Consider the following 13696-nt stretch of genomic DNA (forward strand, 5'->3'; position numbering starts at 1 on the left):
CGGCCAAAGAAAGGAGCCCTCATGTCGGTACTGGCGCTGGAGCCCCGCGACGCGGGCGTCCTCGAGTTCGAGGACTTCGACGTCGACTTCGACGGCGAGCTCGCCAAGCTGCTGCACGGCCCGCAGGCCTGCGCGAACACCTGCAAGCGGACGGTGTGCAGCAGCTTCCCCTGCTGCCCTTCCATCGTCTGACCCGGAAATGACGGCGTGCGGTTCCGCGATTTCGCGGGGCCGCCGCTTCCGCGTGGCCGGATAATCCGGCGGGTTTTTCCCGACGTTTTCAGTGGAGTCTGTCACCGGAGTGGAGAGTATGGCCGCGTCTGTCGCCGTCGATGTGCTGGAAATTCTTACCGGATTCGCTGCCGAGCATGGGCGTGATGTTTATGAGGACGACACGTGGGTGAGCGTGCACTCCCCTTCCGGCGGCATTCCGGCGCAGGGGTGGAAGCTGCACGTCTCGGCGCGTCCCGGCACGCTGGGCGAGACGATCGAGCGGGCGCTGCCGGTGCTGCTGGAGCACGGTTGCGACTTCAAGGTGGCGCGTTCGGCCGAGACGCTCAGGGAGCTGAACTCCGGCGACGTGGACGCGGGCGCGGTGGGCAAGGCGATCACCGCCTATCCGGCGCAGGACCGGGTGGTGGCGCTGGGGCACGCGCTGGCGGACGCGCTGGCCGGGATGGCGGGGCCGCGGATCGTGAGCGACCGGCGGGTGCGCCAGGACGCGCCGGTGTACTACCGGTACGCGCCGTTCGCGCCGCAGTACCGGGTGGACGACAACGGCGATTTCGAGCTGGTCGTGGTGGGGCCGGACGGTGAGCGGCTGCCGGGCGCGGCGGGGCCGGAGTTCTCGTGCCCGCCGTGGGCGTCCGACCCGTTCCGCCCGCCCGCCGCCGGCGCGGCCCGGCAGGCGAGGGAACCTGCGAGCGAGACGGCGCCGGCGCGGCTGATCGGCAACCGGTACCGGGTCACCTCCGGGGTGGTGCGCGGCCCGCGCGGCAACGTCTACCGCGCCGCCGACCCCTCGGGCCGGCCGGTCGTCGTCAAGGAGGCGCGCGCCTACGTCGGGGAGAACCCGCAGGGCTGGGATCTGCGCATGTACCTGCGTAACGAGCTGCGGGTGCTGAAGGCGCTGCGCGGCGTGGAGGGGGTGCCGCGCCCGCTGGACCACTTCCGGCACGGCGACGACGAGTTCCTGGTGATGACGGACGCCGGCAGCCTGGACCTGAACAGGTTCGTGGGCGAGCGGGGCCTGTTCACCGACGGCGGCGGCGAGCGGGACCTGGCCGCGCTGGCCGGGCGGCTGCTGGCGGTGCTGGACGCGGTGCACGGGCGGGGCGTGGTGGTCAGGGATCTGTCGCCGAAGAACGTGGTGATCGGTGAGGACGGCCGGTGCACGCTGATCGACTTCGGCAACAGCCGGTACGAGGGGCTGCAGCTGCCGGGGTGGACGCGCGGCTACAGCGTGCCGGACCAGCGTTCGGGGCGTGACTCCGAGCCGTCCGACGACTACTTCTCGCTGGGGGCGACGCTGTTCTTCGCCTGCGCCGGGATGAACCCGGTCATGATCGACGCGGATCCGGTGCGGAACCTGGAGCGGACGCTCATGTGCCTGGAGCGGCTGTTCCCCGGTGTCAGGACCGGGGTGCGGGGGCTGCTGCCGCGCCTGATGAGCCTGGAGGCGGCCGAGCGCGGCCGGGCGGCCGACGACCTGCGGGCGGGGCGGCTGGACGGCCGGGACCGTACGGTGATCGCGGTGCCGCGCTGGAGCGGGGAGCTTTTGTCGCGGGTGATGGAGCACACGACGCGGGCCTGCGTCACTTTCGCCGAGGGGTTGATGGAGGCTCCGGAGGGGGCGCGCAGGTCGAGCCCGCCGGTGACGAACGTGTACGGCGGCTCGGCGGGGCTGGGCATGGAGCTGCTGCACCATCCGCGGGCCAGGGCGGTGGGGGTGGATCTGGCGCGGTGGACGGCGCGGGTGATGCCGCCTGTCGTGTTGCCGCCGGGGCTGTACTTCGGCCGTACGGGGACGGCGTTGTTCCTGGCGGCGGCCCGGTCGTCGGGGGCACCGGAGCTGGAGCGGGCGCTGCCGGTCGAGCTGGGCGGCGATCAGCGTGCCGACCAGGCGCACGGGGTGGCGGGCATCGGCGCGGGCCATCTGGCGCTGGCGGCGCTGGAGCGGGACCCGCGCCACGTGGAGGTGGCGGCCGAGTGCGGCCGGCTGCTGATGGCGGGCGAGGTGAGCCAGTCGCGGGACGCGGTGGCGCCGGCGCAGCCGGGCACGGGTGTGGCGGTGGAGTCGGCGTTCGCGCACGGCGCGGCGGGTTGCGGGGACTTCCTGCTGTCGCTGTGGGAGGCGACGGGTGACGAGCGGGTGGGGCGGGCGGCGGCCGGGCGGTTCGCGGAGCTGGCGGAGGTGGCCGGGGTGCTGCTGGAGGAGCTGGCGGGGCCCGCGGCCAGGCCGATGGGGGCGTCGTGGTGCCAGGGGATGTCGGGTGTCGCGGGGGCGCTGGCGCACGCCGGGCGGGCGCTGGGTGAGGACCGCTACGTGGAGCTGGCCGAGCGGGGGGCGCGGGCGTGCCTGGCGCTGGCGCCGCAGGCGTGGGTGGTGTCGCAGTGCTGCGGTCTGGCGGGGATCGGCGAGTGCCTGATCGATCTGGCGTTGCTGACGGGCGACGAGTTCTACTGGCGGGGGGCCGAGGAGGTCGCGGTGCTGATGCTGGTGCGGGGCGGCGGGGAGCCGGACGCGCCGGTCTTCCCGGGCAACGACCTGGACAAGGCGGGGTTCACGTGGGCGACGGGGGCGTCGGGGGTGCTGTCGTTCCTGCGGCGGCTGGATCAGCGGTCGGGCGAGCGGCTGTGGACGGCGTCCTGGCGGCTGCCCGGGTGAGGCCGGGGTGAGGCCCGGGGTGAGGCCGGGGTGAGGCCCGGGATGAGGCCGGGGGCGGTGCCCGCCTGCCGGGTGGACCGTCTTGTCGAGGAAGGCCGGCGGGCGGGCGCCGGGTCGGGCGGCTCGTCCCGCGTGCTGGGTCAGGTGGAGGTGGCGGCGGTGTGGCGGGCGGCGACGTCGGCCCTGTCGACCAGGTCCCACAGCCGCTCGACGTAGTCGGGGCGGACGTTGCGGTAGTGCAGGGGGGCCTTGAAGGCGTCGAAGGAGCCGACAGGGCGACAAGGGTGCGCGGGCAGGCGGAAGGGGCCCGGCAGGCGTGTCCGCCGGGCGCCGGCGGAGGGTGTCAGGCGGAGGGTGTCAGGCGGAGGTGGCGCGGATGAGGGCCAGGTCGTCGGGGTCGACGGGTACGCCGTTGGCGGCGGCGGCCTGGGCGAGCAGCAGCTCGCCGGTGTGGCCGATGTGCGTGCGCATGGCGGCGGCCACGGCCTCGGCGTCGCCGGCCTCCAGGGCCGCGAGGATGGGCTCGTGCTCGCGGGCGATGTCGGGCAGGGAGCGTGAGCGGTCGACGGTGGAGGCGCCGAGGGTGATGGTGGCGTCGCGCAGGTTGTCGACGATGCCGACGAGCTTGCCGTTGTGCCCGCCCTGCAGCAGCAGGCGGTGGAAGGCGGCGTCGTGGCGCATGAAGCGCGGCTCGTCGTGGGCGGCCGCGGCCTCGCGCATCTCCTCCAGTTCGGCGCGCATGGCCTGCAGCAGGGCGGGGTCGCGGCGGTGGGCGGCCAGCCGGGCGGCGGGCACCTCCAGCAGCAGCCGCAGGTGGAAGACCTCGGCGATCTCCTTGGGGTCGCTGCGCAGGACGCGGAAGCCGCGGCTGCGCTCGAAGCGGACGAGCCCGGCCTCGGCCAGGCGCAGCATGGCCTCGCGTACGGGGGTGCGTGAGACCTTGAGCTCGGCGGCGAGCTGGTAGACGGAGTAGAGCTGTCCTGGGCGCAGCTCGCCGGAGTGGATGGCCTTGCGGACGGACTCGAAGACCTGATCCGTCAGGGTGGACGTGCCGTCGACCGCTTGCACCGTGGCCCTTTCGCCTCGCGATTCTTCCGCCTGAAGCCTACTCAAACCGACATATCGATGGTTAGCATGCAGCATGCTACATTCCGGTAATCCGCCGTTCTGGATGGGGGAACGCCCGTGAAACTCCACGTACTCGACTGCGGGGCGATGAGCTGCGACCTGACCTGGCTGCTGCTCAAGCCCGGACGCACCATCAGGCCGAGGGCCGAGCGCGACCGCCCGGTCGAGTGGTACCCGTGCACCACCCACGCCGTCCTCGTCGAGACCGACGAGGGATCGCTGCTGTGGGACACCAGCTGCCCGCGCGACTGGGAGACCCGCTGGATCCCCACCGGGCTGCAGGAGTTCTTCCCCTACGACCAGGTCTCCGACGAGCAGTACCTCGACGCCCAGCTCGGACGGCTCGGCGTCAGCCCCGACAGCCTCGACTACGTGGTGCTGTCGCACCTGCACTTCGACCACGCCGGCAACGTGCGCATGTTCGCCGGCACCGGGGCCCGCCTGGTGTGCAACGACAAGGAGAAGGAGTTCGCCTTCGGCTACGAGGGCGCCTTCGACGGCGCGCACCTGAAGGCCGACTACGAGGGCCTGGACTTCCAGACGGTCTCCGGCGACACCGAGATCCTGCCCGGCGTGACCCTCATCGAGGCGCCCGGCCACACCGTGGGCACCATGGCCATGAAGGTGGACCTGCCCGAGACCGGAACCATGATCTTCACCTCGGACGCCGTCTACATGGGCGACTCCTACGGCCCGCCGGCCACCCCGGCGGCCATCGTCAACGACCTGACCGCCTGGTACGCCTCCGTGGAGAAGATCCGCTCCATCGCCGAGCGCTCCGACGCGACGGTGATCTTCGGGCACGACGCCGAGCAGCTGCGCTCCCTGCGCACCGCCCCCGACGGCTTCTACCAGTAGCAAAGGACGATCGAGTGTTCACCGCGCCCAGCAACCCCGAGTCCGTCTTCACCTACGGCGCCCCGGCGCTGAAGTTCGGCACCGGCGCCTCCGCCGAGATCGGCTTCGACCTCGGCCAGTACGGCGTCCGCCGCGTCCTGGTCGTCACCGACGCCCGCGTGGCCGCCACCGGCTCCCCGGCCAGGATCGCCGAGCAGATCGCCGGCTACGGGATCGAGGCGCACGTCTACGACGGCGTGCACGTCGAGCCGACCGACGCGAGCCTTCAGGCGGCGATCGAGCACGCGCGGGCGAGCGGCCCGTGGGACGCCTTCGTCGCCGTCGGCGGCGGCTCGGCCATCGATACCGCCAAGGCCGTCAACCTGCTGACCACCAACCCGGGCACGCTGATGGACTACATCAACGTGCCGGTCGGCGGCGGACGCGCCCCGTCCGAGCCGCTCAAGCCGCTGGTCGCGGTGCCGACCACCACCGGCACCGGCTCGGAGTCGACCACGATCTGCGTGCTGGACGTGCTGGAGCTGAAGGTCAAGACCGGCATCAGCCATGCCAGGCTGCGGCCGGTGCTCGCCGTGGTCGACCCGGAGCTGACGATGACCCAGCCGGCCGGGGTGACCGCCGCCGCCGGCATGGACATCCTGTGCCACGCCCTGGAGAGCTACACCGCCCGCCCCTACACCTCCTACGAGCGCAAGAAGCCGCAGGAGCGGGTGCCGTACTGCGGGGCCAACCCGGTGGCCGACATGTGGGCCGAGCAGGCGCTGCGGCTGCTGGCGCGGTCGCTGCGCGCCGCGGTGCGCGACGGCGGCGACGCCGAGGCCAGGGGCCGGATGGCGATGGCGGCGACGTTCGCCGGGCTGGGCTTCGGCAACGCCGGCGTGCACATCCCGCACGCCAACGCCTACCCCATCGCCGGACGGGTGCGCGACTTCCACCCGGACGGCTACCCGAAGGACGAGCCGATGGTGCCGCACGGCATGGCGGTGGCGCTGTCGGCGCCGGAGGCGTTCAGGTTCACCTTCGAGGCCGACCCCGGCCGGCACCTGCGCGCGGCCGAGCTGCTCGCCCCGGACGCCGAGCGGCCCTCCGACCTGGCCGGCCACCTGCCGTCGGTGCTGCGGGCGCTGATGCGCGACATCGGCATCCCGAACGGCATCGGCGGCGTCGGCTACGGCGAGCAGGACGTGCCCGCGCTGGTCGAGGGCGCGATGAAGCAGCAGCGGCTGCTGGCCACCGCTCCTCGCCCGGTCGGCGAGGAGGACGTGGCGGCCATTCTGACCCGTTCGATCGCGTTGTGGTGAGGTGCTGAGGATGGCGATCTACGAGTTGCGTTGCGTGCGCGGGCACCGCTTCGAGGTGATCCAGTCGTTCACCGCGCCGCTTCCCGCCTGCCGGGAGTGCGGGGCGGAGACGGGCAAGGTGCCTTCGACGTTCGGCTTCGGGGGGCGGGCGTCGGGGGCGCTGCCGCCGCCGCCGGAGCTGATGCCGCAGACGTGGCGGGGGACGTACGGGGCCGACCGCGAGTACGTGACGGGGCTGCGGCGCGCGGCCGAGTCGCGGCGGGCGCTGGAGGAGCGCAACCCGGAGCTGGCGGGTGACCGCAGGCCGGTGCTGGCGCACGAGGGCCGGTTCGAGGCGGCGCCGCTGCGGGCGGGCGACCCGCTGCCCCTGGGCGGCGGCCACACCTACGGGCACACTCACGGTCACACCCATGGGCACGGTCACGGGCACACTCACGGGCACGGTCACGGGCACACTCACGGGCAGGGGCACGGCGGGGTGGCCGGGGCTCCCGCCGCGGGCCGGGAAGGGGACTCCTCCTGAACCCCGCCGACCTCGCCGAGGCGCTGCGCCGGGCCGGCGTCGCCGACGTCGACGCCTCCTCCCGGCGCCGCGCCGAGTACTCCTCCGACGCCTCGCTGTACCGGGTGCCGCCGCTGGCGGTGGCCTTCCCCCGCCACGCCGACGAGGTGGCCGCCGCGCTGGCCTGGTGCGCGGCCGAGGGCGTGCCGCTGACCGCGCGCGGCGGCGGCACCTCCATCGCGGGCAACGCGGTCGGCCCCGGCCTCGTCCTGGACTTCTCCCGCCACATGGGCCGCATCACCGCGTTCGACCCGCAGGAGGGTACGGCCACCGTCGAGCCCGGCGTGGTGCTGGACGACCTGCAGCGCCGCGCCGCCCCGTACGGGCTGCGCTTCGGCCCGGACCCGTCCACCCACAGCAGGTGCACCCTCGGCGGGATGATCGGCAACAACGCGTGCGGCTCGCGCGCCCTGGCCTACGGCCGCACCGCCGACAACCTGCTGGCCCTGGACGTGCTGACCGGCGGCGGCGAGCGCCTGTCCACCGACGCGGCGGGCTCGTCGCCGGCGCTGCGCGCCCTGCGGGAGGTCGTGGGGCGCAACCTGGCCGTCATCCGCACCGAGATGGGCCGCTTCTCCCGGCAGATCTCCGGCTACTCGCTGGAGCACCTGCTGCCCGAGAACGGCTTCGACGTGGCCAGGGCGTTCGCAGGCAGCGAGGGCACGTGGGGGGTGCTGCTGGGCGCGAAGGTGCGGCTGGTGCGCGCCCCCGCCCACACGGTGCTCGCCGTGCTCGGCTACCCCGACATGGCCGCCGCCGCCGACGCGGTGCCGGCGCTGCTGCCGCACCGGCCGGTCGCGCTGGAGGGGATCGACGCGCGCATCGTCGAGGCGGTGCGCCGCCGCCGCGGCGACCACGCCGTGCCGCCGCTGCCGGGCGGCCGGGGGTGGCTGCTCGCGGAGCTGGGCGGCTCCTCCCCCGCCGAGGCCGGGGCCGCCGCCCGCGCGCTGGTCGCCGGGTCCGGCGCGCTGGACAGCCTGCTGGTCGCCGACGCCGCGCAGGCCGCCGCCGTGTGGCGCATCCGTGAGGACGGCGCCGGCCTGTCCGCCCGCACCCCTGCCGGAGCGCCCGCGCACGCCGGGTGGGAGGACGCCGCGGTGCCGCCCGAGGGGCTCGGCGCCTACCTGCGGGTCTTCGAGGAGCTGATGGCCGGGTACGGGCTGACCGGCCTGCCGTACGGGCACTTCGGCGACGGCTGCGTCCACGTGCGCATCGACTTCCCGTTCGGCAGGGCCGACGGCGCGGCGGTGTTCCGGTCGTTCCTGACCGACGCCGCGCGCCTGGTGGCCGAGCACGGCGGGTCGATGTCGGGCGAGCACGGCGACGGCCGGGCCAGGGGCGAGCTGCTGCCGCTGATGTACTCCCCCGCCGCGTTGGAGGCGTTCGCGCAGGTCAAGGCGGTCTTCGATTCCGGTGAGGTGCTGAACCCGGGCGTGATCGTGCGTCCCGCCCCGCTGGATGAGGCGCTGCGGCTGCAGCCGCCGCCCCCGCGCGCGAGCGGGCTGGCCCTGCGCTACCCGCACGACGGCGGCGACCTGTCCGCGGCGGTGCACCGCTGCACCGGGGTGGGCAAGTGCCGTTCCCACGCGGCCGGTCCCGGGGCGGTGATGTGCCCGTCGTACCAGGCGACGCGGGACGAGAAGGACTCGACGCGGGGCCGGGCCAGGGTGCTGCAGGAGGCGGTGGCGGGCAGGCTGCCGGGCGGGTTGCGCGCGCCGGAGGTGCGGGAGGTGCTGGATCTGTGCCTGTCGTGCAAGGGGTGCGTGTCGGACTGCCCGACCGGGGTGGACATGGCGACGTACAAGGCGGAGGTGCTGCACCAGAGCTACCGGGGCCGGCTGCGGCCGGCGGTGCACTACAGCCTGGGCTGGCTGCCGCGCTGGGCGCGGCTGGCGTCGCTGGCGCCTGCCGCGGTCAACGCGGTGCTGCGGGTGGGGCCGGTGGCGGCGCTGGCCAAGCGGGCCGGCGGGATCGACGCGCGGCGGCCGCTGCCGGCCTTCGCCGGGCGGCGCTTCCGCCGCCTGCGTCCCGCGCGGGCGGGCCGGCCGGGCGGGACGGCGGGAGCCGGCGGGCGGCGGGTGCTGCTGTGGGTGGACACCTTCACCGACCACTTCGCCCCGCAGGTGGCCGAGGCCGCGGTGCGGGTGCTGACGCGGGCCGGGTGCGAGGTGGCGGTGCAGCGTGACAGCCAGTGCTGCGGGCTGACGCTGATCTCCACCGGCCAGCTGGACGCCGCCGGGCGGCTGCTGCGGCGCACGGTGGCGGCGCTGGCGGGGCACGCGCGCGCCGGGACGCCGATCGTGGCGCTGGAGCCGTCGTGCACGGCGGTGCTGCGCTCCGACGCCGCCGACCTGCTCGGCAGCGACAGTGCCGGTGCCGGTGAAGGTGAGGGTGCCGGTGGAGATGACGTGGCGGTGGTGGCGGGGGCGGTGCGGACGCTGGCGGAGTTCCTCGGCGAGCTGCCCGGCTGGCGGCCGCCGGACCTGTCGGGCGTGCGGGTGCTGGCCCAGCCGCACTGCCACCACCACGCCGTGATGGGCTGGGAGGCCGACCGCGCGCTGCTGGCGCGGGCGGGCGCGCAGGTGAGCGCCGTGGGCGGCTGCTGCGGGCTGGCCGGGAACTTCGGCATGGAACGCGGCCACTACGAGGTGTCGGTGGCGGTGGCCGAGACGCAGCTGCTGCCCGCGGTGCGCCGGGCCGCGCCGGGCACGGTGCTGCTGGCCGACGGGTTCTCCTGCAGGACGCAGCTCGACCAGCTCGCGCACGTACGCGCCTTCCACCTGGCCGAGCTGCTGGCGGGGCGGGCTCAGGCGGTGCCGGGCTCCGGCGGGTAGGGGTGGACGGCGGTGACCGCGCCGGCGGGCAGCGGCCCGTACAGGTGGGGGAAGCCGCCTTCCACGCGCACGTCCAGGCCGGTGGTGTCGATGTGCAGGACGACCAGCGGCTCGGTCACGGCCGTGTAGAAGGTGTCGTGGACGGTGCGCAGCTGGGCGGCGTCGCGGCTGCAGTGGATGAAGCCCTCCTGCTCCAGGGTGCGGCCGAGGGTGGAGACGCGGTACTCGCCGGCCGGGCGGGCGGCCTCCCAGTCGGAGCGCAGCGCCAGGTGCAGCACGCTCGCCGGGGCGGGCGCGGCGGGCCATTCGCGGGCGAGCACGGCGTAGACGATCTCGCTGGTCCACTCGCCCTTGACGACCTCGTTCTCGACGAGGTGGGCCTCCTGGCGCATGCCGAGCTTGCGCAGCACGCTGGCGGAGGCGGTGTTGCGGGCGTCGAGCCTGCCGACGATGCGGTGCAGGCCGAGCTGCTCGAAGCCCAGGCGCAGCATCTCGCGGGTGGCTTCGGCGGCGTAGCCGCGGCGGTGGTGCGCCGGGTGCAGGACGTAGCCGATCTCGCCCTGGCGGTGCCGGCGGCTGGTCCAGGCGAGCAGGGTGTTGCCGATCACCTCGCCGGTGGCGGTGAGCGTGATGGCCAGGTCGATGGCGTCGCCCTCCTCGCGCAGCGCGGTGCGGGCGATCTTCTTGTCGAGGAAGCCGCGGGCGGTGTCGCGGTCGCGGGGCTCCCAGTAGAGGTAGCGGGCGACCTCGGGCAGGGATTCGTAGGCGTGGACGGCGTCGAGGTCGTCGGGGGTGAAGGGGCGCAGCGTGAGCCGCTTGGTGCTGATCGGGTAGCGGGGTTCGAGCACGGGGCGCAAGTGTAGGCAGGGGTCAGGCGGGCCGCAAAGCGTTTTCGACGGCGGCGTCGAGCAGGGCGCGGGCGTCGGCGAGGGGGCGCTGCTCGACGACGTGCTCCAGCCACAGGGCCGACAGGGTGGTGTAGACGAGGCGGGCGCGCGGGTCGGTCTCGGGCAGGGTGAGGGCGTCGGCGACGAGGCGGACGCAGCCGTCGGTCCAGCGGCGGGCGATGCGCTGCAGCGCGGGGTCGCGTCCGGCGTGGACGTACAGCTCCCACAGGCCGAGCTGGCGGGCGCGGTCGGCGGCGGCGACCTGTTCGGGCAGGGCGCGCAGGCCGTGGCGGGCGACCCAGTCGCGGGTGGTGGCCAGTTCGGCCTCGACGAGCTGGGCGAACGCCTCGGCCAGGAGCTGGTCGCGTGAGGCGAAGTAGTAGGTGGTGGCGGCCAGCGGCAGGCGGGCGCGGCGGGCGACGTTGCGGTGGGTGACGGCGGCGAAGCCGCCTTCGGCGAGCAGGCCGACGGCGGCGGCCAGCAGGTGGGCGCGGCGGCGGCGGCCGCGCTCCTGGACCGGGGGCGGGCCGGCGGAGGGGGCCGGCGCGGGCTCCTGCTGGGGGTTCAATGGCCACCTGCGAGGTTGAGGACGACGACGCCACCGATGATCAGGAGGATACCGCCGATCTTGGCCGGGTTCAGTGACTCTCCCATGAAGGCGGCGCCGATGAGCGCGATCGCGGCGGTGCCGGCGCCGGACCAGACGGCGTAGGCGGTGCCCATCTCCAGCTGGAGCTTCAGCGCGCGGGCCAGCAGCACGAACGAGACGAGGTAGCCGGCGGCGACGACGACGCTCCAGCCGAGGTGGGTCAGGCCGTTGCTGAGTTTGAGCGCGGAGGTGGCCAGGACTTCCGAGGCGATGGCGAATGCGAGCAGGATCCAGGCCATGGCATACCCCCGAACGGGTAAATAGTGGTACAGGTGTCCTAGTTTAGCGCCGCCGGGTGTGGCTGATCCGCTTGAAAAGCGAGTCGAAAACGTGTTCCACTGGAGGGCGTGGGTTGGGACGCGCTTTCGCTGGTCGACGCCGTCGACGAGCGTCCGCCGATCGAGCGGCGGGCCGTCGTGCGCGACGGGTTCTACGAGACCCAGGCCCGCGCCGTGATCGAGCGGGTGCCCGAGACGGCCGGCATCGCCCAGTCCTGGGCCCTGTCCCCCTACCGCGGCTGCGCCCACGCCTGCCGCGGCTGCGGCGCCCGCTCCGGTCACCGCAGGCTCGGCCTCGACGCCGGGCGCGACTTCGACACCCGGGTGGTGGTCAAGGCCAACGCGGTGTCCCGGCTGCGCGCCGAGCTGGCCCGCTGGGGCGGCGAGCCGCTGGCGGTCGGCGTCAGCGGCGACTGCTACCAGCCGGCCGAACGCGTCTACACGCTGATGCCCGGCCTGATCGCGGCGCTGGGCGAGGCCGCGGTGCCCTTCACCGTCTACACCAGGAGCCCGCTGGTGCTGCGCGACGCCGCGCTGCTGGCCGAGGCGGGCGCGCAGGTGGCGGTGTCCATCGCGTTCGTCGACGAGCGCATCAGGCGCGCCGTCGAGCCCGGCGCGGGCGGCGCGCAGTCCCGCCTCGAGCTGGTCTCGGCCCTGGTGGAGGCGGGGGTCGACTGCCGGGTGCTGATGGCGCCCGTGCTGCCGCTGCTCAGCGACGCCGCCGACCAGCTCGCCGCGACCGTGCGGCGCATCGCCGGCGCGGGGGCGCGGGGGGTGGAGCCGGTGGTGCTGCGGCTGCCGCCGGGCACGCGCGAGTGGTACCTCGGCTGGCTGGCCGAGGCCCATCCGCACCTGGTGGCCCGCTACGAGGAGCTGTACGACCGGGCGGGCCTGCCCTCCCCCGGCTACGAGCAGCGCATCACCGGGCAGATCGCGCAGCTGTGCCAGGTGTACGGCCTGCCCTGCGGCGCTCCGCCGCCTCCGGTGCGCCGCCCGCGCTTCCCGCAGCTGTCCCTGGTCTGACCTCGGCGCGGGGCCGGGCCGGAAAATCGGTGGACGGCGCTGTTAGCGTGCCGGGTATGCCGATCATCGATGTCGACCGTTTCGCCGCCGAAGGCTTCGCCAAGGTCGAGGCCGTGGTGCCGCGGGAGGTGGGCGACGCGGCCCGCGCCCTGTTGTGGGAGCGCATCGGCCTGTCGCCCGACGACCCGTCCGGGTGGAGGCAGCCGGTCGTGTGGACGTCCGACCTGACGGGCGAGGGCCCGTTCGGGCAGATCGCGTGGTCGGAGCGGCTGGGCGAGGCGCTGGACCTGGTGGCCGGGCCGGGCGGCTGGCTGCCCCGGGGCAGCCTGGGCAACATGCCGGTCCGCTTCCCCCGGGTGGCGCCCGCCGACGACCGCGGCTGGCACATCGACGCCAACACCCCTCGCGCCGACGGCTCGTGGGGCGTCAGCGGCCGCCCGCACACGCTCCTGCTGCTGGTGCTGCTGTCGGACGTGGGCGAGCACGACGCGCCCACCCGGGTGCGGGCCGGTTCGCACCGGGACGTGGCCGCGCTGCTGGGCGAGGAGGTGCTCGACCCGATGGCCGCGGGGCCGCTGGTCGACGCGGCCAGCGCGCACCGTCCGCAGGTGACGGCCACCGGGGTGCCGGGCGATGCGTACCTGCTGCACCCGTTCACCGTCCACGCCGCGCAGGAGCACCTGGGCGCCGAGCCGCGCTTCATGTCGCAGGCCCCGGTGATGCTGGCCGGGCCCCTCGCCCCGGGCGGCCCGAGCGTCCTGTCGCGCGCCGTCGCCTGACCGCCTTGGCGGGGGTCAGGCGGTGGGGGCGGCCTCCCGGGCGGGCAGGGTGCGGGTCAGGATGTGCGCCCGGCGCATCCGCCCGTCCTCGGCGAAGTGTCCGAAGAAGTGCGCCTCGATGGACAGGTCCTTGCCCCGCATGCGGGTGTGCAGGGTGTACCGGGCGGCGAGGGCGTCCCCGTCGGCCAGCGCCTCGTGCACCTCGACCCGGCAGGTGGGGCGGTTCTTGCGCACCGGGCGGGTGTGCGCGATGAGCTTGTCGCGGTCGATCCGGTGCCCGTCGGCGATCTGGACGATCTCCGGTGTGTGGTAGCGGTCGACGACCGCCGCCGGGTCCTCGTCGTCGCGCAGCAGGTCCTCGGTGAAGGACATGACGAAGTCGGCGATGAACTTTCTCGGGTCGGTGTCGCTGAGCCTGTTCACGGGCTTCCCCCTCGGCGTCCGGGCCTTTCCCGGTACGATCTCTTACAGTCCGTAAGAGTTGCATGCCCCCGAAACTTTGGCAAGGTG

At 74.5% G+C, this 13696-nt stretch carries 14 protein-coding genes; 9 read left to right on the top strand and 5 right to left on the bottom strand.

The genetic code is table 11. From position 1 onward, the window contains the following. The first annotated feature begins 21 nt into the window (after window positions 1-21). From BMX74_RS43825 to BMX74_RS42835, 3 genes are all read left to right on the top strand, one after another. Window positions 22-192: a hypothetical protein gene (locus BMX74_RS43825; protein WP_176573283.1), complete on the top strand. Its 171-nt coding sequence runs from the start codon at window positions 22-24 to the stop codon at window positions 190-192. 118 nt (window positions 193-310) lie between these two features. Beyond that, the gene (gene lanL, locus BMX74_RS04470) at window positions 311-2887 is read left to right on the top strand and encodes a class IV lanthionine synthetase LanL (RefSeq protein WP_091098481.1); all 2577 of its coding nucleotides are present in this window, start codon (window positions 311-313) and stop codon (window positions 2885-2887) included. A gap of 30 nt (window positions 2888-2917) precedes the next feature. After that, the gene (locus BMX74_RS42835) at window positions 2918-3103 is read left to right on the top strand and encodes a hypothetical protein (RefSeq protein ID WP_143078555.1); all 186 of its coding nucleotides are present in this window, start codon (window positions 2918-2920) and stop codon (window positions 3101-3103) included. 141 nt (window positions 3104-3244) lie between these two features. On the opposite strand, the gene BMX74_RS04475 is transcribed toward BMX74_RS42835, so the two are convergent. Next, window positions 3245-3955 (bottom strand): GntR family transcriptional regulator, encoded by a 711-nt coding sequence (locus BMX74_RS04475; protein ID WP_055501743.1) that lies wholly within the window; start codon window positions 3953-3955, stop codon window positions 3245-3247. Window positions 3956-4072: 117 nt separating this feature from the next. On the opposite strand from BMX74_RS04475, the gene BMX74_RS04480 reads away from it, so the two are divergent. From BMX74_RS04480 to BMX74_RS04495, 4 genes are read left to right on the top strand one after another with little or no spacing between them, the layout of a single operon-like run. Next, window positions 4073-4873 (top strand): N-acyl homoserine lactonase family protein, encoded by an 801-nt coding sequence (locus BMX74_RS04480; RefSeq protein ID WP_218153874.1) that lies wholly within the window; start codon window positions 4073-4075, stop codon window positions 4871-4873. Between the two features lie 14 nt (window positions 4874-4887). Then, entirely contained in the window at window positions 4888-6174 is a 1287-nt protein-coding gene (locus tag BMX74_RS04485; RefSeq protein ID WP_091098487.1) for a hydroxyacid-oxoacid transhydrogenase, read from the top strand. A gap of 10 nt (window positions 6175-6184) precedes the next feature. Then, entirely contained in the window at window positions 6185-6697 is a 513-nt protein-coding gene (locus BMX74_RS04490) for an FmdB family zinc ribbon protein (protein ID WP_055503815.1), read from the top strand. Continuing rightward, window positions 6694-9570: an FAD-binding and (Fe-S)-binding domain-containing protein gene (locus tag BMX74_RS04495; RefSeq protein WP_091098490.1), complete on the top strand. Its 2877-nt coding sequence runs from the start codon at window positions 6694-6696 to the stop codon at window positions 9568-9570. Before BMX74_RS04490 ends, BMX74_RS04495 begins: the two co-directional genes overlap by 4 nt. Here BMX74_RS04495 and BMX74_RS46460 read toward each other — a convergent pair. From BMX74_RS46460 to BMX74_RS04510, 3 genes are read right to left on the bottom strand one after another with little or no spacing between them, the layout of a single operon-like run. Further along, entirely contained in the window at window positions 9543-10418 is an 876-nt protein-coding gene (locus BMX74_RS46460; protein ID WP_143078556.1) for a GNAT family N-acetyltransferase, read from the bottom strand. The two genes, BMX74_RS04495 and BMX74_RS46460, sit on opposite strands and share 28 nt — an antisense overlap. Window positions 10419-10440: 22 nt before the next feature. Continuing rightward, a complete protein-coding gene (locus BMX74_RS04505; RefSeq protein ID WP_055501747.1) occupies window positions 10441-11025 on the bottom strand; it encodes a TetR/AcrR family transcriptional regulator in 585 nt (194 codons plus the stop codon). Further along, window positions 11022-11345, bottom strand: a complete 324-nt coding sequence (locus BMX74_RS04510; RefSeq protein ID WP_055501748.1) for a DMT family transporter — start codon at window positions 11343-11345, stop codon at window positions 11022-11024. Before BMX74_RS04510 ends, BMX74_RS04505 begins: the two co-directional genes overlap by 4 nt. 108 nt (window positions 11346-11453) lie before the next feature. On the opposite strand from BMX74_RS04510, the gene BMX74_RS04515 reads away from it, so the two are divergent. Both BMX74_RS04515 and BMX74_RS04520 read left to right on the top strand, forming a co-directional pair. Next, window positions 11454-12407 carry a radical SAM protein gene (locus BMX74_RS04515; RefSeq protein ID WP_091098494.1) on the top strand — a complete coding sequence of 318 codons (954 nt, stop codon included), beginning with the start codon at window positions 11454-11456 and terminating at the stop codon, window positions 12405-12407. Window positions 12408-12463: 56 nt separating this feature from the next. Beyond that, on the top strand, window positions 12464-13186 hold the full coding sequence (locus BMX74_RS04520) for a phytanoyl-CoA dioxygenase family protein (RefSeq protein ID WP_055501749.1): 723 nt from the start codon (window positions 12464-12466) through the stop codon (window positions 13184-13186). Window positions 13187-13201: 15 nt separating this feature from the next. Here BMX74_RS04520 and BMX74_RS04525 read toward each other — a convergent pair whose 3' ends face one another. Further along, a complete protein-coding gene (locus BMX74_RS04525; protein WP_236714583.1) occupies window positions 13202-13609 on the bottom strand; it encodes a nuclear transport factor 2 family protein in 408 nt (135 codons plus the stop codon). Window positions 13610-13696: the final 87 nt, after the last annotated feature.

Source organism: Nonomuraea pusilla (assembly GCF_900109355.1).
GTDB lineage: Bacteria > Actinomycetota > Actinomycetes > Streptosporangiales > Streptosporangiaceae > Nonomuraea > Nonomuraea pusilla.

Coding starts and splice junctions, on each gene's coding strand:
- BMX74_RS43825 (WP_176573283.1), top strand. CDS start 22: ATGTCGGTACTGGCGCTGGAGCCCCGCGACGCGGGCGTCCTCGAGTTC.
- lanL (WP_091098481.1), top strand. CDS start 311: ATGGCCGCGTCTGTCGCCGTCGATGTGCTGGAAATTCTTACCGGATTC.
- BMX74_RS04490 (WP_055503815.1), top strand. CDS start 6,185: ATGGCGATCTACGAGTTGCGTTGCGTGCGCGGGCACCGCTTCGAGGTG.
- BMX74_RS04510 (WP_055501748.1), bottom strand. CDS start 11,345: ATGGCCTGGATCCTGCTCGCATTCGCCATCGCCTCGGAAGTCCTGGCC.
- BMX74_RS04520 (WP_055501749.1), top strand. CDS start 12,464: ATGCCGATCATCGATGTCGACCGTTTCGCCGCCGAAGGCTTCGCCAAG.